Annotated in this window: 16 protein-coding genes and 1 pseudogene; 12 read left to right on the forward strand and 5 right to left on the reverse strand. The window is 57.3% G+C overall.

The window, feature by feature from the left end; all coding sequences use genetic code 11:
- Positions 1-45: 45 nt before the first annotated feature.
- The 3 genes from ACP7CJ_RS20910 to ACP7CJ_RS20920 all read left to right on the forward strand — a co-directional run bounded on the left by ACP7CJ_RS20910 (position 46) and on the right by ACP7CJ_RS20920 (position 6177).
- Positions 46-807 carry a PIG-L deacetylase family protein gene (locus ACP7CJ_RS20910; protein WP_276192817.1) on the forward strand — a complete coding sequence of 254 codons (762 nt, stop codon included), beginning with the start codon at positions 46-48 and terminating at the stop codon, positions 805-807.
- Positions 808-1029: 222 nt separating this feature from the next.
- Positions 1030-3588, forward strand: coding sequence for an autotransporter outer membrane beta-barrel domain-containing protein (locus ACP7CJ_RS20915; RefSeq protein WP_426101631.1), 2559 nt, complete (start codon positions 1030-1032; stop codon positions 3586-3588).
- A gap of 429 nt (positions 3589-4017) precedes the next feature.
- On the forward strand, positions 4018-6177 hold the full coding sequence (locus tag ACP7CJ_RS20920; protein ID WP_426101633.1) for a TonB-dependent siderophore receptor: 2160 nt from the start codon (positions 4018-4020) through the stop codon (positions 6175-6177).
- 115 nt (positions 6178-6292) lie between these two features.
- Here the strand turns inward: ACP7CJ_RS20920 and ACP7CJ_RS20925 are convergent, their stop codons facing one another.
- Positions 6293-7018 carry a hypothetical protein gene (locus ACP7CJ_RS20925; protein ID WP_426101635.1) on the reverse strand — a complete coding sequence of 242 codons (726 nt, stop codon included), beginning with the start codon at positions 7016-7018 and terminating at the stop codon, positions 6293-6295.
- A gap of 103 nt (positions 7019-7121) precedes the next feature.
- On the opposite strand from ACP7CJ_RS20925, the pseudogene ACP7CJ_RS20930 reads away from it, so the two are divergent.
- Together ACP7CJ_RS20930 and ACP7CJ_RS20935 are read left to right on the forward strand one after the other, a co-directional pair.
- Positions 7122-7359, forward strand: a pseudogene (locus tag ACP7CJ_RS20930) (LysE family translocator); the annotation flags it as partial.
- Between the two features lie 687 nt (positions 7360-8046).
- The gene (locus ACP7CJ_RS20935; protein ID WP_426101637.1) at positions 8047-9582 is read left to right on the forward strand and encodes a sensor domain-containing diguanylate cyclase; all 1536 of its coding nucleotides are present in this window, start codon (positions 8047-8049) and stop codon (positions 9580-9582) included.
- 129 nt (positions 9583-9711) lie between these two features.
- Here the strand turns inward: ACP7CJ_RS20935 and ACP7CJ_RS20940 are convergent, their stop codons facing one another.
- Together ACP7CJ_RS20940 and ACP7CJ_RS20945 are read right to left on the reverse strand one after the other, a co-directional pair.
- Positions 9712-10479 carry a hypothetical protein gene (locus ACP7CJ_RS20940; protein WP_276192812.1) on the reverse strand — a complete coding sequence of 256 codons (768 nt, stop codon included), beginning with the start codon at positions 10477-10479 and terminating at the stop codon, positions 9712-9714.
- Positions 10480-10513: 34 nt separating this feature from the next.
- Entirely contained in the window at positions 10514-10876 is a 363-nt protein-coding gene (locus ACP7CJ_RS20945; RefSeq protein WP_247404021.1) for a DUF167 domain-containing protein, read from the reverse strand.
- Between the two features lie 441 nt (positions 10877-11317).
- On the opposite strand from ACP7CJ_RS20945, the gene ACP7CJ_RS20950 reads away from it, so the two are divergent.
- On the forward strand, positions 11318-11860 hold the full coding sequence (locus ACP7CJ_RS20950) for a hypothetical protein (protein ID WP_426101639.1): 543 nt from the start codon (positions 11318-11320) through the stop codon (positions 11858-11860).
- A 537-nt stretch (positions 11861-12397) separates the two neighbouring features.
- Here the strand turns inward: ACP7CJ_RS20950 and ACP7CJ_RS20955 are convergent.
- Positions 12398-13114, reverse strand: a complete 717-nt coding sequence (locus ACP7CJ_RS20955; protein WP_426101641.1) for a hypothetical protein — start codon at positions 13112-13114, stop codon at positions 12398-12400.
- A 248-nt stretch (positions 13115-13362) separates the two neighbouring features.
- Here ACP7CJ_RS20955 and ACP7CJ_RS20960 point away from each other — a divergent pair, with 248 nt between their 5' ends.
- The 3 genes from ACP7CJ_RS20960 to ACP7CJ_RS20970 all read left to right on the forward strand — a co-directional run bounded on the left by ACP7CJ_RS20960 (position 13363) and on the right by ACP7CJ_RS20970 (position 15720).
- Entirely contained in the window at positions 13363-13923 is a 561-nt protein-coding gene (locus ACP7CJ_RS20960; protein ID WP_426101643.1) for a hypothetical protein, read from the forward strand.
- A 424-nt stretch (positions 13924-14347) separates the two neighbouring features.
- Complete coding sequence (locus ACP7CJ_RS20965) at positions 14348-15019, forward strand: hypothetical protein (protein ID WP_426101645.1); 672 nt, start codon at positions 14348-14350, stop codon at positions 15017-15019.
- Between the two features lie 14 nt (positions 15020-15033).
- Positions 15034-15720 (forward strand): tetratricopeptide repeat protein, encoded by a 687-nt coding sequence (locus tag ACP7CJ_RS20970; RefSeq protein ID WP_426101647.1) that lies wholly within the window; start codon positions 15034-15036, stop codon positions 15718-15720.
- Between the two features lie 90 nt (positions 15721-15810).
- On the opposite strand, the gene ACP7CJ_RS20975 is transcribed toward ACP7CJ_RS20970, so the two are convergent.
- Positions 15811-16215, reverse strand: coding sequence for a RidA family protein (locus ACP7CJ_RS20975; protein ID WP_253396256.1), 405 nt, complete (start codon positions 16213-16215; stop codon positions 15811-15813).
- 142 nt (positions 16216-16357) lie between these two features.
- Here ACP7CJ_RS20975 and ACP7CJ_RS20980 point away from each other — a divergent pair, with 142 nt between their 5' ends.
- The 3 genes from ACP7CJ_RS20980 to ACP7CJ_RS20990 all read left to right on the forward strand — a co-directional run bounded on the left by ACP7CJ_RS20980 (position 16358) and on the right by ACP7CJ_RS20990 (position 19488).
- Positions 16358-17284, forward strand: a complete 927-nt coding sequence (locus ACP7CJ_RS20980; RefSeq protein ID WP_426101649.1) for a LysR substrate-binding domain-containing protein — start codon at positions 16358-16360, stop codon at positions 17282-17284.
- 199 nt (positions 17285-17483) lie between these two features.
- Positions 17484-18815 carry a cation:dicarboxylate symporter family transporter gene (locus ACP7CJ_RS20985; protein ID WP_426101651.1) on the forward strand — a complete coding sequence of 444 codons (1332 nt, stop codon included), beginning with the start codon at positions 17484-17486 and terminating at the stop codon, positions 18813-18815.
- 46 nt (positions 18816-18861) lie between these two features.
- Positions 18862-19488 (forward strand): helix-turn-helix transcriptional regulator, encoded by a 627-nt coding sequence (locus tag ACP7CJ_RS20990; RefSeq protein ID WP_426101653.1) that lies wholly within the window; start codon positions 18862-18864, stop codon positions 19486-19488.
- Positions 19489-19540 lie beyond the last annotated feature (52 nt).

Below are 19540 nucleotides of genomic sequence, written 5' to 3' on the forward strand. Positions count from 1 at the left end.
TCAACGGGCCACGACCCAGCATCAACTGACAAGGACGTGACTCCCATGAAGCCCGCCTCCCTGAGCGAAGGCCGCCGCGGCCCAGCGCAAATCTGGAACAGTGCCCCACAGTTGGCACAAATTCCCGCTATTTCTCCCCACTCGCTGGTTCCCGCGGGCGCGCGGGTGGTCATCATCGCGCCCCACCCGGGCGATGAAGTGTTGGCCTGTGGCGGTTTGCTGCAACGGCTCAGCACCCTTGAACACCCGATCCTATTGATCTCCATCACCGACGGCAGCGCCAGCCATCCCGGCTCGAATGTCTGGCCGGCGAGCCGCTTGAGCGTGGTGCGGCCGCAGGAAAGCGTCGAAGCGCTGCGCCGGTTGGGCATGCCACTGCACAGCCTGAAGTGGATTCGCGGCGGGTTTCGCGATGACGCACTGGCCGCCAGTGAACACCCCGTGAGCCAACTCATTGCGCGCTACCTGCAGCCCGGCGATGTGGTCTTCACCACCTGGCGCAACGACGGCAACGATGACCACGACGCCGTCGGCCGTGCCAGCGCAAAGGCGTGCAGCCTGACCGGAGCGCGTCTGTATGAGCTGCCGATCTGGGCCTGGCATTGGACGGCACGGGAAGGTTCGATGATCCCCTGGCAGCGAGCACGCAAGGTACGCCTCGATACCTGGGGCGTAGCGCGCAAACTGCACGCGGCCCATGCCTATGCCAGCCAACTGGCCGGAGACCCAGAGATCGGGCTCGCGCCGATGCTCGCCCAGGGGCTGCTGGAGCGGATGCGCGAGCCTTATGAGATCGTGTTTGTCTAGGTCCAAACTCGTCTACACCTGTTATTTCTGACAGTAGCGGCGCCTTGGATGTGCGACTAAGGTGCAATCGAGAAAGCCATGCCAACCCTTTGCATTGGCCGATGTTTTCAGAATGGGGTAACCGGCAGTCCCTGATCCGTATCGCGTTCGTTGTTGCCATGGTCCGAACCGCGCCTGCTTGCCCAGGTGCCGGGCGATGCTTGCTTCGAACGAGGACGGGTCATGCGCACATCGATATCTTCCCTGTTGTGCCTGGGTATCAGCTCAATCATTGCCGTGATGGCATGGCCACTCGCCTCGTATGGCGCATGCACGGTCAACAACACCGCCGGCGACGACATCTCCACGTGCGACAGTGCCTCGGCGCCGGGCTTTACCGACACCGGCGGCAACAACACCCTGAATATCAGCGGCAGCGGCGCGATCAACGGCAATGTCACCTTCGGGGCGGGTAACGACCTGGTGGACGTGAATGGGCCGACGGCAGCGCTCAACGGTTCACTGAACCAAGGCGACGGCGCGAATATTTTCCGGCTGAACCAGGGCACCGTTACCGGCTCGGTCACCCAAGGCGCCGGCGCGGATGTGGTGCAGATAACCGGCGGGCAGGCGGGTGCGATCAGCCAAGGCGCTGGCATCGACAGTTTTGCCATGAGCGGCGGCACCATCGCGTCCCTGGCCCAAGGCGATGGCCTGGACACCTTCAACATGAGCGGCGGTACCATCAAGGGAGCCTTTGAAGATGGCGACCACGCCACGATGACGGGAGGCACCATCGGCCGGGTCGACATGAAGCTCGATGACAATGTGTTCGACATGCAAGGCGGCACCATCCTGGGCAACCTGGTCACCGGGTTCGGCAAAGACCATATTCTGGTCTCGGGCACCAGTTACATCGGCGGCAACATCAGCACCAGCGGTGGCAATGATGTGATTGAAGTCAGCGGCGGAGTGGTCAACGGGCAGATCCTCGCCAGCTTCGGTGACGACCAGTTGATCTGGCACGATGGCGGCAAGATCAACGGTTTGATCGTCATGGGTGCCGGCAACGACACCGCCCTGCTGACAAACCTCAACGAAACGCTGCTGTCCTCCAACCCGCTGGTGGATGGCGGCCTGGGCAACGACACACTCACGTTCGACCACACGCAGACCGACGTCCCGTCGCGCTACACCGGCTGGGAGCAGGTGCTGCTGGTGAATGGCTCGGACCTCAAACTCGGCGGCGCTTTCACACTGGGCGACAACGAAACCGGCACCGGCAGCATGACCCTCGACGGGTCCAGCAAATTGACCGTCACCACCGGTTCACTCAACCCCTTCACCGCCGGCCAATCAGTCACCTTGAACAATGGCGGCCTGATCGACATGACCACCGGCAGTACCAGCGCCAACGACACCCTGACGGTAAACGGCAACTACAACGGCAACGGCGGCGGGCTCGCGCTACAAAGTGTACTGGGCAGCGACGGGTCACCCAGTGACTTGCTGGTGGTCAGCACGGGCACGATCAGCGGCACCACCCCCATCAGCGTGAGCAATCTCGCAGGGCCGGGTGCCGAAACCGTACAGGACGGTATCCAGGTCGTCCGGACAATCAACGGCGCCAGCGGCGCCGGCACTCACTTCACCCTGGCAAACCGGGTCTCCGCAGGCGCCTTCGACTACTACCTGTTCAAAGGCGGCGACAAAGCAGGCTCGGGTGAACACTACTACCTGCGCTCATCGGTGCCGGTGACGCCACTGCCAGGCCCGGTGACGCCGCTGCCCGAGCCTGTGGTAGGCACGCCTGAACTGCCCTCCAATCCGGGCATCACGCCGATCCCGATCTACCGCCCGGAAACGGTGATCTATGCGGCGCTGTTTCCCGCTGCGCAACAAATCGTCCAGGCCATGCTGGGCACCTATCACGAACGCATGGGCGATCAGAGCCAGCCACAGCAGACCGGCGCCTTCCCGGCCGGTTGGGGGCGCATTTATGGCAACAGCAGCCGCCAGAGTTTCGCCGGCACGGTGAGCCCTACGCTGAACAGTTCGCTGTCCGCGTTCCAGATCGGTACGGATGTGTATGCGAACACCCCCGACAACGGCGCAGTGCAGCGGGCCGGTTTCTTCGTTGGCCACAGCCGCTTGAAAGGCGACGTCAAGGGTTTCAACGGCGGCTGGCAGGACAAGGCCGCCGGCAACACTACCCTGCGCGGTGACAGCCTGGGCGTGTACTGGACGCTGATCGGCGCCAACCAGGCCTATCTCGATCTGGTGCTCATGGGCACCCGTTTCGATGGCAACAACGAATCGGACCGAGGAGTGAAGATGAAGACTCGCGGGCACAACGTCGCCGCTTCCGCCGAGGTCGGCTGGCCGTTCCAGATGACGGCCGATTGGGTGGCTGAGCCCCAGGTTCAATTGTTCGTGAGCCAAACCAAGCTAGACAGTCAGAACGATGGCATCTCCGACGTTGCCTACAACGCCGACACCAGCGTCACCACGCGCCTGGGCATACGTCTGCGCGGCGACTATCAGCTGCGCGGCCTGCCGTTGCAGCCCTACGCGCGGGCCAATCTCTGGCATACCGGCGCCGGGCAGAACACCGTCACCTTTAACGGGGTGACGGACATCGACACCGAACAGAAGTCCACCTCCCTGGGCCTGAGTCTGGGTGCCACGCTGGAGGTGGCCAAGAGCGTCAGCCTGTACAGCGAAGTCGGCTATAACCGCAACCTGGATAGCCAGAGGCTCAACAGCCGACAAGGCACGGTGGGCCTGCGAATGGAGTTCTGACGGCTAATAAAGAAGAACACGGTCACTGTGGCAAGGGCGCTTGCTCCCGCTGGGACGCGAAGCGGCCCCAACAGAGGGCACTGCTACGCAGTCCAACGGGAGCAAGCGCCCTCGCCACGGGCTACCGGTTACCGCTTTATCCCTTAACTGACCGGCAGTCATTCTAAAGGCTCCTTTTTTCACCGTACCGCCACGCAATAGCGTCGGCTTGACCGCCAGCCCGCTGGCGGTTGCGGCCTCACGCAACAGCGGCAACTTCGGATGATTTCGCGCGCTGGCGGCAAACTGCCACCCAGTAAAATGTGAAAATCTTGTTAAGTAATTCCCCCCAAAGCCTTTTTTGGCCGGATTCAATCTGCCACACTGATACGAATAGTTATCGATTCGCTTATCATTCGCCATAAAAGGCGCTCGGGGAGGCTCAGATTCATGTTCGTTCAACAACCTGTCGGCACGCGTTTTTCACCCAGTCTACTGGCATTGGCGCTCTGCCTCAGCGGCACCCAGACAACGCTGGCGGCAGACACCGAAAAAGCACCGGCACCGCTTGAACTGGGCGCCACCGAGATCAGCGGCGAGCAACTCGGCGAGACCACCGAAGGCACACAGTCTTACACCACCGGCGCCATGGCGACGGCCACCAAGTTGCCGTTGACCATGCGCGAAACCCCGCAGGCCGTGACCGTGATCACCCGCCAGCGCATGGACGACCAGGCCATGACCAGTGTCAACGATGTGGTCAAGAACACGCCCGGCCTGTTCCTCAGCCAGGCTGAAGGCCCGGGCCGTCAGACCTACAGCTCGCGCGGCTTCGACATCGACAACATGATGTTCGACGGCCTGCCCAGCGCCTACTCGGGCTACGCCAACAGCGTGCAGCCCAACCTGGCGATGTTCGACCGGGTCGAAGTGATTCGCGGCGCCACCGGCCTGGTCACCGGCGCCGGCAACCCGTCGGCAGCGATCAACTTTGTGCGCAAGCGCCCAACCGCTACGCCGCAGGTGTCAATCACCGGCGCCGCCGGCAGTTGGGATGACTACCGCATGGAACTCGATGCATCCAGCGCCTTGAACGACAGCGGTACCCTGCGCGGCCGTGTGGTCGGCTCGTACCGCGACGCCAACAGCTTCCGCGACAACGAAACCAGCGACCACGGCCTGTTCTACGCCATCAGCGAAGCCGACCTGAGCGAAGACACCACCGCCACCCTCGGCTTCTCCCGACAGGAAGACCAGACCAACTTCTTCTGGGGCGGCCTGCCCATCGGCACAGACGGCCATCACCTGAACCTGCCCCGCTCCACCAACCCCGGCAGCGACTGGGAAAACAAGGAGCTTGCGATCAACACGGTGTTCGGCGACGTCGAGCACCGCTTCGACAATGGCTGGAAACTCAACGTCTCCGGCTCCGCGTCGCAATTGGACGGCGTGTTCACCGGCAGTTACCAGTCGCGCTACCAAACCGAGCTGGCGCGCACCGCCTACCAATCGCACCAGGACAACAAACAATACGCGTTCGATACCTTCGCCAGCGGCCCGGTCGAGGCCTTCGGCCGCACCCACGAAGTGGTGGTCGGCACCAGCAAACGCATTTACGACGCCACCTCCAAGGAATACAGCCCTTACGACACCAATTACCCGCTCAACGGCGCCAAACCCGACTTCCAGCGCAACGGCAAAACCCACAGCCTCACCACCCAGGACGGCGTCTACCTGACCACACGCCTGAACCTGGCCGACCCGCTCAAGGTCATCCTCGGTGCGCGCCTGGACTGGTACGACTACGACGACCGCCAAAGCCAAGACGGCGACTACAAAGTCACGCGCAACCTGACGCGCTATGCCGGGGTGATCTACGACCTCGACGAGCACCACTCGGTCTATGCCAGCTACACCGACATCTTCACCCCACAAAGCGAAAAAGACCTCTCAGGCAAGGTGCTGGAGCCGATCGTGGGCGAAAATTACGAAGTGGGCATCAAGGGCGAATACTTCAACGGCGCGCTCAACGCCAGTCTGGCGGTGTTCCAGGTCGACCAGAAAAACCGCGCCACCACCGCCGCCACCCAGGCCGGTTGCCCGGTGCTCACCTGCTATGGCGCAGCCGGCCTGGTGCGCAGCCAGGGTATCGACCTGGAACTGCAAGGCGCCCTCACCGAGAACTGGCAAGTCGGCGGCGGCTTCACCTACACCCGCGCGCATTTCATCAAGGACAGCAACCCCGCCAACGACAACCAGCGCTTCGACACCGATACCCCGGAGCGCCTGTTCAAACTCACCACGTCCTACCGCTTCCAGGGCCCGCTGGAAAAACTGCGCATCGGTGGCAACGTCTACTGGCAAAGCCGCATGTACAACGACATCGCCCTCACCAACGGCAGCTACTATCGCCTGGAGCAAGGCAGCTATGCGGTAGCGGATTTGATGGCCGGTTACCAAGTGAACAAGCACCTGGACCTGCAAGTGAACGCGAACAACATCTTCGACCGCACCTACTACTCGGCGATCGGCGCCAGCCCCACCTGGGGCTCCACCGACACCTACGGCAACCCGCGCAGCTTTGGCGTGACGGCGAAGTACAGTTTCTGACGGTTGCGGCGCCCACGGCTACCGGCTCGGGTAGCCGTTTTCGATCTTCAGGTTGGCGCAGAAGACGCACGAACGCAGGCTTCATCCGTGCGCTGAGAGAGGAGGACACGCCCCATTAGTAGAGCGATGCAAGCCCCTGCGCAACGCGGCGCTCACGCATCGCGGTTTCCGTCTCGCGCGTCGCCAGTTCGCCTTTGTACTCCATCTGGCTAAAAAACAGCCCGGCCACGTACTCCTGGGCAGGCACCGAGCCAGGGCTGTTGAACAATGGCACCAAATCAAGCGTGGCGGCGAAGTTCTCCTGGGTCAGGCTGTAGCGGCCCATGTAGTTACCGGACCACGGCGAATCGGCATCGACCATGTCGATAGATGCGTCGCGGAACGTAATGGCGGCGGCTTTCAGATCCTTGGATTGATTCAGCAGCAGGGTCAGCTGCTGAGTCTGCGAACTGCTGAGCTCGCCGGCCTGATTGAGCACCTTCAGCGCGCCATCGGCCTCCACCGTAAAGCCATATTTCTTGCCGGCTAAATCCGGATAAGTCGCTGCCAGCGTTGACTGGAACGTATTGAACGTGGCTTTCAGCGCGCTTTGCGCGCCTTTGGCGATCTCGACGAACCGAGGAAGCGCTCGCGATGCGGACCGACCGACCCAGGTATCGATAGCCTCCGGCGATTCCATAGATTCAACGTCTTTGCTGGGATGGTAGACGGCTGCAGGGCTGGCGCTGGCCAAGACGTCCTTCGCGACATCCGTCAGAGGCGTGGCCACGAGTATCGGGGCAGAGGGCGTAAGGCTGGTATTGGCGGGCGGGATATAGGTAGCGCTGACGGTAAGCACCATTTCATCGGTCCATGATTGATTGGTTCATAGAGGTTATCGACGGCGATGGGTCAAGCTTTAGGGCTCGGATTATCTTACCCCCTCAAGCGCCTTTATCCTCGACCTTCCCAGCCTGCTTGCCTTCTCCGGCATGATCGCCCACCCCTCCGCCGCGTTGGCGGTGGTGCTGCAAACGTCGGAGTTGTTGTTCTACGCGATCAAGATCGTCGGGGCGGCGCATCTGTTGTATCTGGCGATTCAGCTGTGGCGGCCGACCCGCAGATGCAGGACGAATCGGTTACGGCCAAGGTGGGAATATGGGCGCTGGCGCGTCAGGAGTTTTGGTGGCGGCGGGTAATCCTGATGATGCGCACTATGAATTATTCTGACGGACTGCTTTCGGCCCAGAGTGTGTAAAAACGCTTCGTAAAAATTGAACTGCGCGCGTCTACGTTAAATCTGAAATTTATCGGCACGTCAGCAGATGTGGATTTCGCTCAGATGCGCGATTTTTAGTCCGGTTTTGAGTACCTGTGGCGTTCGAAAACGTTTTTACACAGCCTCGGTCGGCCGCCGCCGCTGGCGACAGGCACAAATCCGCCAAAAGCAGTCCTTGCGTGGGCGCTGAATGGGATGCGGTTTGCGTCTAAAGTGATGCGGGTTCGAATCTCTTCTTCACCGCCAAATCATTAAAACGCAAACCCATGATTTTCCGAGAGAAAGTCTTGGGTTTGTGGTTTTTCGCTTCCGGAAAAATGGCCTCATGGGACCACAATGGGACTGGCGCTCTATTTTGGTGTGAAATGTTGAACCTTTCACTGGGTGTGCAGGGTGAATTTAATCCAGCCGCCGATCCTAGTCCCCTCCCCGGCTGCGCCATACAGTATGTGCATAACGCCGATCTTATGTAGATTTATAACGTGAATGTTGTGCTTATTAAGCCCATATTGACTCGGTATTCTGATCGCTGTGGATACGCCCAACCTGAAGCTGATGAATTGTAGAAAATTCACAGGAAGGTTCAGTACTTCAACGCTATGATGAGCTCAATGAAAACCATAACGCTCGTGTCGGGTCGATTAACACCCAAAGCTCTTTCTGTGGGCTTGGTAGCATTCATCTTTTTGGTCTGTGTCATGCTGGTGTCCGCAATTGCTTGGCAGTTAAAGCAGTCGGCGGACGAACGATTGATGAATGCCAAAATTGCTGTCCGCAACATTGTTCGGGCCTCCGAGCAGCAGGCTCAAGATACCTTGCGTCAGGCTGAAAGCATTCTCAGCAACCTTGCAGAGCGCGTTGAAAATGACAAACTTAGCAACGAACAGAGAGTTCGTTTATCCAACGTAATGGCCAACAACGTTGAGGCAACTGACGGAATTCAAGGGTTGTTCATTTACGACGAGAATGGCGACTGGGTTGTTAATTCGTTCTCCTCAGAGACAGTCGCAAAAAACAATAGCGATCGTTCTTATTTTATCTACCACAGGAACCATCCGGGCACAGCCATCCATATAGGCGAGGTGATTTTTAGCCGCACTACCGGCGACATGATCATCCCTGTCAGCCGTCGCACTCAATACCCCGATGGCCGCTTCAGCGGCGTGGTTTTGGCGACGTTGCCCGTCGCATACTTTCAAAGTTTCTTTGAGCGTTTAGACGTAGACAAACAAGGGGTGATACTGCTTGCACTGAATAACGGTAATTTGCTGGCACGACGACCAATGATTGACGCGCTAATGACGACTAATATCGCAAAGGGAGAGCTGTTTAGTCGATATTTAATACACAGCGACGAGGGAACAGCAACCCTGACGTCCGTCGTGGACGGGATAGAACGCGTCTACGCATACAGCCGCATACGCGGCCTTCCGATCGTGGCTGCAGCCGGATTATCGTTAGATTCGGTATTTGCAACATGGTGGACTTACGTCTATCACGCATCAGTTATGGTGGGGCTTATAATTTTGGTGCTGACCAGCCTAGGCTTTCTCTTTTACCGACAAATTCAACGTTTGTTGGTTGCCGAAGAAGAACTGCGTCTTGCACATCGTGATTTAGAGCACATTGCTAAAACAGATAGCCTCACGGGGTTGCCTAACCGCAGGTGTTTCGACGTTAGATTGGCACACGAGTGGTCGAGAGCATGCCGCACTGGAAATAGCGTAGCGCTCATCGTTATCGATATAGATTGGTTTAAACAGTACAATGACCATTATGGCCATGTTCTCGGCGACGAATGTTTAAGGCACATCGCAGAGTTATTAAATAAAAATATAAATCGTCCAGCGGACCTCGCTGCCCGGTATGGTGGGGAAGAGTTTGTAATCCTGCTTCCAGAGACGGAACTGGCAGGTGCACTAAAGATCGCCGAGGAAGTGCGGTCAACAATAGAGGCTGCTAAAATTGAACACCGAGGCAGTACAGCAGGCATTGTCACCATCAGCGCAGGTGTCGCTTCCAACCATCAAGATGGCGTAATTGTCTCGACTGATTTGGTGGAAAAGGCCGACAGTCTTCTGTATCGCGCAAAAAAACGGGGGCGCAATCGAGTTGAACATCAGGCGCGAGAAGTCCTCGAAACATAGCGCGTCGCGGCTGCAGGTCCATTTAAATCAACAGCACAGAGTTCCTCTGATCATCGGCGTGCTATTCACTGAATAGCCGCGGATTTCTGGACGCTTCCGACACTCAGTTTTTAACTGTCAGCTTTTTTCCTAGAAAGATAGCAATGGGTCAATTACGGTCGTTGACGACAGATAGGTTGAACGCGGAATGCGAATAACACCGCTTATGTTCAAAAGGCCCCTACACTTTAGCCCGGTGTGGGGGGGCTTTTTTTTGTAGCGATGCAAACCAGCACTCCATAGCCTGATCGACCAGAAGCCCATGTAGTGGTTTTGCGTATCTACTGCCGCCTGCACGCCATCATTTCTTACAACGCAAAGTGGATCAGCCCTGCGTACTGAACCGCTGCGCTGCACGCCGCTCATACATCGCCACTTCCGTTTCTTACGTCGCCCGCTCGCCTTTGTAGGCCAGTTGATTGGCCTTGGCCCCTTGATATCCGACGGGTCGAAATCCCTGAGTAGAGGCGCCAGATCAATGGTCTTGGCGAAATTTTCGTTGGTCAGGCTGTAATAGCCCAGGCCCGACCAGACCGAATCGGCGTCCACCGTGTCGATGGAGGCATTGCGGTAGGCTTTCAGGACAGGGGATTGATTGAGCAAATCCGTCAGCCGCTGGGTATCCGAGCTGCTGAGCCGGCTGGCCGAATCCAGCACTTTCAGGCGGCCATCGGCCTCGACGGTGAAGCCGTATTTTTTGCCGGCCAAGTCGAGAGCGGTGGCCGACAGCGCTGAGTCGAATGCCTTGCAGGAGGCCTTCAGCGAATTGAACGCGCCGGTGAAATTTTCGGCGAATCGAGGGAAGTCTCGCGGCTGGAGCCGACCGACCCAGGTGTCGACCGCCTCCAGCGGTTCCAACGTAGTGCTTGCTGATCGCGCCCGTAGCCAATGGTCAGGTGTTTTCTGCGTCTGACAGGGCCTTGGCCACTACGGCAGGTAAGCTGCCGGGCGCCCTTATACGCATTTGCTTGCTCAAATTAAAACGACCGAACACCACCGTGATGTCAGAAACCGAGACGTCAAACTCTCGGGCGAGAAACTTAACCATGTGGTCAGTCGCCCTGCCTGCTACGGGTGCGGCGGTGACGCTAATCTTGAGTTGACTTCCTTTCGCCTTGCCGATGGCATCCTTTTTAGCGCTCGGCGTTCCAAGTATGTTCAGAACTAAAATCTCTCCATCCCACCCACAAAACGAGGACATCTCAAAGCCCCGGCCGGATGATTTCTTTTTGGTAATCGCTTTTGCTTTCTTCACATGGATCCCGCGTAGGTCGGATAAAAATGCCTAACGATAAATAGACATCAACGGGTGCATAACATTTTTGGGCGAACGTGCGCTGCCGCTCTGGCGTGCAGTGTTTACGAGGAGAGCGGAAGTAAAAACGGTTAGACACCCTTGCAGCAATTCCTTTTGCGAACGGTGTTTAGCAGTGGCGAGGGTAGCGCGGGGCTTGGAGGAAAGACAAGAGGGCCGCGGTCGTAGCACCGGCCCTTGAGGAAAAGACGAACGACTGCTTCTTGCCCGCCCTGGGCTATTGTGACCGGCAGAAATCGACCCAGAGCTGTTAGCACAGGCAGATATCGGCCATTCCGCCAATCTAATAAACCAGGGGCGATTCACCTTTATTTCAAACTTGGTTTGACGCCTATTCTTCTCACTTATTACTTGACCCATTCTGATTCATCAGGCTAGTTAATGCCGCCCTCTACCGACATTAATATGGAAATTATGAAGCCTCTTTACCTGTGTTCAATTCTGCTGCTTGCAGGCTGCGCCCCAGCGCCGAAATACCTTGTGCCTGCCGGGGCGCCTCACGCGCTTATCCGCAGCGAATTGGTGTCGATGGAGAATCATCGAAACAGCGTGTCTCTGGTCGAGGCGCCTCCCATCGGCTGCAAATACGGCAGAACCGTGGCGACTGCGCCGGGAGGGCAGCTGGTTTCCGTTTATAAGAATGTATCGACGCCGGAGGGTTTTTTTCCGATTGAAGCCGGCAAGCCGCTGCACTTGGTGATGCGCGGCGCGGCCAATGCCAATCGCTCGTGCAACATAGCGTTTGTCAGCGAATTTGCGCCGGGCGCACGTTACATAATCAAAGGAGGAATTGTCGACAGCCCGGGCGCGCTGAGCGGTTGTTACATTGACATATTCAATGTCGATTCGGGCGCGCGCGTCCCCACGGCCGATGAGCCGAAAATGGAGCGCAATTGTGCGTTGGACCGGCTACCGACGCTCTAGTGGGGAATTGCACCCTACCTGACCACCCATTAGCGTTGCATATGCCCCCCCATTTGCGTTCGACTTAACCAATCATGTGCACCATTTTTGACCAGCAAGATTAGTGGAGACACGACCGGCAGAGAACGGCCGATAGCAGCGCTTCATGACAGGCTACTACCGGCCCAGGCTGTGTAAAAACGCTTTGCCAAAATTGAAGTGCGCGCTTTTACGTTAAATCTGAAATTTATCGGCAAGTGAGCAGATACAGATTTTGCATAGAGACGCGATTTTCAGGTCGTTTTTAGATGCCTATATCGCCGAAAATCGTTTTTACACACTCTGGGCCAGAAACAGACATTCGGGACAGGCTAGCTATGTGCCATTTTCGGAATTTGTTGATGGGGCTGGGGGGCTCCGTTGTCTCATTCTCCAAGGTCCCTCTCTAGGAGCCCTCACACGCCAGTCGTCGCTTCGGCGTAGCTAGGCTGGCTGATAACGCCCTTTTTTCAGCGCAAAAGGGCCAGCGCGAAAGTGGCTGCACAAACAGCAGCCATCCTATAGCCCGGCCTGGCTGACAGGGGTAACGCTGCGGGTGTGATAATCGCCCGACGAGTCCTGGATGCAGTAATTCGGGGACATCGGTTTTTCCTCGCCGGCTTTCAACTCAACCACCTCATTGCGGCACGTTGTCTGGAATGTTTGCGACTGGAATGCCTGCCGGACTTCATAGTCGGCGCCTGCGCGTGGCACGAAACTCACGGGCGCTGAAGAGCAACTGGACCCGGACGTGACGAACGCCACAAACACGATCAGCGGCTGCCCGGCCGGGACCACACGTTCATCGAAGTACCTGCGCGTCTCATCGATCTTCGCGCTGACCGGGGATGCCGGCATGCCGATGACATTGTTCTGGTAGTCGGAAGGCCACATGCCGAAGATATCCGTGCTCTGACCGCTGGGCACGATACGCGAAGGATTCCATCCTTGCGGCCGCTCGCGGGCGGCCAGCGCTTTTCTGTAAGTGTCGTTGAAATACTGCTCGCAACTTTGGCCGGATACGAAACCTGCGTATGCCCCTTGCCCGCTGATCAGGCGGATGCGCGCCGTACTGGCGGCGTCGTACTTGGCCATCTCGGCCGGGTTCTGGACATCGGTTTTCTTGAAGGTGCAGCCCCCGACAGCCAACGGCACGATGAGCAACAGCCCCAGGCGTGCGATGACAGTGCCCAAGCCGGTATGAATTGATGAGCGCTTGCTGGCGTCCTGCTTCATTATTTTCTCCCTGTTAGTGGCGCAACCTTGGTAATGACGGGGTTTGGGCAGGCGTTTGCCTTCAAAGTTCGCGGGTTCGCATTGGATTGGGGCAAAGAAAGCATGGCGGCGGCCTTTTCTCTCTCCCGATGTGTCGCGCGTACAGTCTGCCCTGTTATTCTGATTCAGCAATCCGGCGTGTAGATAAGATGTTATACGGGATTAAGTGACAGGCATGTCGGCTAATTGATAGTTAGGGAAAACTGAGTATGCGTCGCTTAATAGCCAACGGGTTTGTGTTTGTCAGCATTGCGATACTCTGTTCCGGCTGCACATCTTATTCGTCCCAGCCGACAATCAACGAACCCGCTGAGCCCGAAACAAAAGAAATCATCTCCAGCTTCAGTTACGCAATAAACTCCCCATGGAAAGACAGTCGCTTCGGCAAGGACGCATACGCAGCGACACTCAAAGTTATTCCCGATGCACAGGATACAGGCTCCAGCCTTGCCGCCACGACCCTGCCGGCATTAGAAATAAAGATCTCGGAGTTCTCATCTGGCGGCGCTTGCGGACAAGATTACTTGACGGGCCTGAGTCTGGGTTTGATCCCCAGTTGGTGTACGCGGACAAACCTTTTCAAGTTTGATTTTATATTGAATAAGGATCAGCGCTTTTGCAGGCAGAAAACCTACTCGATAAACGCCACGTCGTTTTCACATCTCACGATGATTCCGTTTGCACTATTCAATACGGACAATCAGCCATTGGCGCTCTATCAGGCGGCGCTTAAAGATTTTTTTCGGATAGGCCAATGTGCGACGCGTTGAGAGGCATGTTAACGGGCTTTGTTTTGCGGCTATGAGGGGCTCATTCCAGGCGTTGGGACGTTCAAAATTTATCTCAGGTGAGCGGCAGCTTTTGGCCGAGACTGTGTAAAAACGTTTTTGAGCGCGTCAGGTGCTCAAAACCGGACTGGAAATCACGTTTCTACGCGAAATCCACATCTGCAGACGTGCCGATAAATTTCAGATTTAACGTAGACGCGGACACTTCAATTTTGGCGAAACGTTTTTGCACACTCTGGGCCGATTGCAGCCCTTCGTCAGAAGCAGAAATCGGCCACGAGCTCACGCTCTACCCACCCCCGCTTTCAACCAAAAAGAGATGCCAGCCTTCTCCCACAGGCCCGTATTGCTAAAGTTCCCGACTCATCAGCCGACAGCCTTTGTTCCCATTTCACGGATGATTTTAATGTTCCGCTTTCTTTTTTCCGGCGTTGCTTTGCTCGCCGTCGGCGCCGTGTGCACGGCCCAAGCCCAGACGGTTACCACGCCGGAACAACTGCTGACTGAATTCTCTCGTTGCGATGCGCATTTCTTCGAGAGCCTACGCGATGCCCACCTGCCTGCAGGTACCTTGCGCCTGAGTGACTACGGCTCGGTCAAGGCACCGAGCATCATGAGTCCGCTGCAGGAAGGTGGCACTTACCAACACTTCGAAACGCCCCTGATCGTTAATGGTGTGCGTATGGTCGGCTATTACAATCAGGCCGAAACCATCAAGAACCTCGGCAATTTTTTGTTCTGGGGTTTTGTTGCCGATGGCTCGCCGCAAGAGGTGGCCGCAAAACTCAAGCCGCTGATCGTTGATAACGCACGCTTTGTCAGTCAGGGCAAAGCCATTACCCGCGCCGAAATTCGCCGCATCGGGGACCCTATCGGCCAATGGCGCACCGAAGGACTGACCGGCCCTGGCGTCGCCACGCCGTTTGGGTTCGTAGACCGCGTGCTGATCGTCGACACGGGCGACTCGACACCGCCGCTCGCGGGACACACCACCGTGTTCTGTTCGCTACAAGGCACCGTGACCGCGCCGCTGTTGCAGGTCTATCGCCCTGACCTCAACGCTCATCTGCTCGACTGACAAGGATGCTTATCATGACTACTCGCTGGCCGGCACTGATCGTCTGCGCCGTCATCCTCACAGGTTGCGCAGGGATGCAGAACCCGCAAAAAGCCAACCTTGTCCACTGCACTAATCAGTTCAAAGCGTCCAGAGCCGAAAACTACCCTCTGGTGCTGCAGGAAGGTGATCTATGCCTGCAGAAAAATACGCTGCCCGCCTCGCTGCAAAGTTTGATTTACGCGGTGCAGGCCGACGCCTACAGCAACCTCAAGCACTTTCCCGAAGCCGTGACCGCCAAGGAAAAATCCATGCAACTGGAGGTCAAGCCTGATCCGCGCGCCAACCTGGACCTGAGCGCCATGTATCGCGACGCTGGCAACCCGAAAAAAGCCCTTGAACTCGTGCAGTACAACCTTGACAACGGGATGGGAGAAGCTGGGAAGGGTTCCGGCTTCCACATGCCGACCTACTATCATTTGGGCCTCGCGCTGACAGACCTGGGTCAGTACCGAGAGGCCGCTGAAGCATTCAGTACCGGCCTCCAGCGTCAACCGGACTATGCCTGGGCCTATTATGCGCGGGGGATCGCGTATGACCATTTGGGCGACAGGGACGACGCCAAGGCCGACTTCACGAAGTTCTCGCAGATCGTCAACAAGAAGTACCTGCAGGAGGAGCACAAGGCGAAGCTCGCCGAGTACAAGATTTCCATGCCGTAATAGGAGCGCCAGCTTACCTGTTGTCTGCGGCGGCGTTATTGAGGGCACGCAGGGTTTGAACGGCGTGCCCTTACGTAATCGATTGCCAAATCATCCACCGGTGTTTTCCGGCAATTTGGCAATCACCTTGATCTCGAACTGGTAACCATAGAGCCAAGTAACACCCACGCCGGTCAGCGTCGGGTGTGGCGCCCTCCCCCAGAACTCCGGCACAACCTTCCAGATCGTCTCGAACTTCGATTCGGGATCGACGATGAAGACGGTGACGTCAATCACATCGTCGAAGGTGCAACCGGCGGCGACCAGGATTGCATTCAGGTTGCTGAACGCGAGTCGGACCTGGGCCTCCAGATCGGGTTCGGGCGAGCCGTCTTCGTGACTGCCGACTTGCCCCGACACGAATAGAAAGCCATTGGACTTGATAGCCGGCGAATAGCGATTGCGCTCGTAAAGCGCCTGGCGTCCAGCTGGAAAAACCACGTCACGCTGCGTCATAGGTGCCTCCATCAATGGGTCAACGTCGACCCGGAACTAACGATGCAGAGACTGTAAGGACTTGTACCAAGGCGATAAACACGCAACCTTAGCTAGCACTGTTTGTTAAACCCAAACAATCTGCTCGATAGCGGAGGCAGCAATGGACCGTTTTGATGCAATGCAGGCATTTGCTCGCGTGGTGGAAGCTGGCAGCTTCACCAAGGCGGCCGAAACACTGCATATGAGCAAGACCACCGTGACACAACTGGTACAGCAGTTGGAGGCACGGTTGCGGGTTAAATTGCTTAACCGCACGACGCGCAAAGTCAACGTCACTGCCGATGGTGCAGTCTATTACGAGCGAGTTCTGCGGCTACTGGCCGACATGGACGACGCCGAGACCAGCCTGTCCAGCGCCTCGACGCTGCCCAGGGGTCGGTTGCGGGTGGATGTGCCGAGCCCTCTGGCCAGCATGATTCTCGTCCCCGAATTGCCTGGGTTTTACTTGCGCTACCCCGACATCCAGATCGACATGGGCGTCAGTGACCGGATCGTGGATATGATCGGTGAGAACATCGATTGCGTGGTGCGTGGCGGCGAGATAAAGGATCAGTCGCTGATGGCCCGGAAGGTAGGCGACCTCCAGCTTGGCGTTTTCGCCGCACCGAGCTACCTGGCACGCATCGGTATCCCCACGCATCCGCGGGAGCTGGAGGATTCGCAGCATCGTATCGTCGGTTTCTTGTGGGCGCGCACCGGCAAAGCCCTGCCCTACTCCATGCGCAACCACGCTGAGAGCCTCCTGGTCAAAGGTCGCTACGCGCTGGCAGTCGATGATGGCAACGCCTACCTCGCGGCCGGCCTGGCCGGGCTGGGTGTACTTTGGCTGCCCAAGTACATGTCCAAAACCTTCGAAGCACGCGGCGAGCTGGTGCCCCTGTTCGAGAACTGGAGCCTCGATCCGATGCCGATCTACGTGGCATTTCCCCCGAACCGGCATATCAGCATCAAGGTGCGCGTGTTCATTGATTGGGTCGCGGAGCTGATGGCACACCATGCACCTGTCGATGAGCGACGTGATTCTTGACGGTGGTACTGGTGGGTTAGGTTTTACAGGTAGCTACGTAAAATCAGAACGCTTTATAAAGACATAACATCCAGCATCTAGACATTTTGATTATTTATGGATATTTTGTCATCGCAGCCCCAAGAGCGGCTGCCCATAACAATAAACAGCGCCGTCTCGACGCATTTCTGACTTCTGCCACCCTGATTGGAGTGCCGTAATGTCAACATCTTCATCCGCTGCAAACACAGGTTCGCCACTGATTTACTCGCTGACCTTTCAGCTATTCATTGGGTTACTACTGGGGACCTTCGTTGGACTGCTCTGGCCGCATTTCGCCGCACAACTCAATCCGCTGGCTGGAGCTTTTGTCAAACTGATAAAAATGGTTGCAGGCCTGATCGTATTTCTTACCGTGGCCAGCGGTTTTTCCCAGATCAGGAAAGGCACAGGCCTTGGGCGGCTGAGCGCCGTTACGCTGATATATTTTGAGGTCATCAGCACCGTTGCGCTGGTGCTGGGGTTGGTGCTGGGCAACCTCTTCAAACCTGGCGAAGGGCTGTCGATTCCTGCGGATGGCGTTGCAACCGTGGCATCGTTCGCTCAAGCCGGCCAAGCACTCTCCACGGTCGACTTCCTGCTCAATGTGATACCCAAAACCGTGCTTGACGCGCTGGCCGGCGGCGCGATGTTGCAGATCCTATTAGTCGCACTGTTGTTTGGTTATGCATTATTCGCATTGGGCGAACGTGCCGAACCCTTGGCACAACATCTTCGTTTATGGACTGACGCCAGCTTCAAGGTCGTCGGCGTCATTCTGCGTTTGGCACCTATCGGCGTCTTCGCTGCCGTGGCGTTCACGATAGGAAAATTCGGTCTTGCGGCACTGCTGCCACTGATCAAGATGATCGGTCTGGTGTATCTGGGGTGTGCATTGATGATTGTGCTGGTGTTCGCCAGTATTGCGCGCCTCACCGGATTCAGCCTCTGGTGGTTCGTCAAGCTGATCCGCAAGGAGTTGATTATCGCGTTTACAACGACTTCATCGGAAGCGGCGCTGCCGGGCTTAATGACCAAACTCCAGGAAGCGGGTTGCAGCAAGAGCGTTACCGGATTTGTAGTGCCCGCCGGATATTCATTCAACCTGGACGGGTCATCCATTTATCTCACCGTGGCTGTGCTGTTCATTGCTCAGGCCGCGGGGCTCGATCTAGGTTGGTCCGAGCAGTTGTCGTTATTGTTGGTGTTTCTGCTGACCTCCAAAGGGGTTGCTGGCGTGAGCGGAGGGGCCTTCATCACACTGGCGGCTTCCCTGACGATGTTCCCCGACATCCCATTAGCTGGCCTTGCCTTGATTCTGGGTGTCGACCGTTTGATGGACACTGTGCGTACACTTACCAACGTTCTGGGTAACGGGGTGGCAACCATGGCGATTGCCCGCTGGATGGGGCAACGCAACGGCGATGACCCGGCGCCCGCCGCGCTGACAGAATCAGGTCAAATCCGCAGGTCGGCGCGCGAGCCCGTCCCCGCGCCCAATCCGGTCGCCTGAATAGTTTTCCAAACCTCTCAATTCACCACTGGCATGAGCTTGCACCATGAGCGCAAAAAACGACGAAGCCACAAACATCCTCAACCAATTGGGGCAAATTGCGCAGGGGCTGGGTGAAACATTCGCGCCTTTTTGCGAAGTGGTGGTGCATGACCTGCAAGACCCCAATCACGCCATTCATGCGATTCACAACAACCTTTCGGGGCGTCGGGTAGGCGACCCGGCCACCGAACTCGGCCTGGCCCGCATTGCGGATGCGCAGTATCCGGAAGTGATCGCCAACTATGCCAACCGTTTTCCCGATGGCCGGCAGGCCAAGAGCACCTCGATCGGGATCAAGGACTCGAACGGCCAGTATGTTGCGGCACTGTGCATGAACCTGGACTTGAGTTTGTTCCAGAGCCTGCAAAGCGCCATGGGGCAATTCACCCATGTGGTCAAGAATGGTATTACGGAAAACCTGGACACCAGCAACGCTGACGCCATCCGCCAGCGTATCGACGAGTTCGCCGCGCGTCAGGCCACGACACCACGCGCCCTGAAGGCCGAAGACAAACGTTTGTTGCTTCGCGAACTGAAGAGCACCGGTTATCTGGAAGTGCGCAAGTCGATGGAGGTCATCGCCCAGCATTTGGGCGTGTCCCGCGCGGCGGTTTACAGCTACGTGAAATAACCCTCGCCGGTTTCGTACCGGCATTACTCCGGCAATGTTTTTCCCCACTCCG

This window comes from Pseudomonas sp. PSPC3-2 (assembly GCF_049897085.1).
Classification (GTDB): Bacteria; Pseudomonadota; Gammaproteobacteria; order Pseudomonadales; family Pseudomonadaceae; genus Aquipseudomonas; species Aquipseudomonas paraveronii.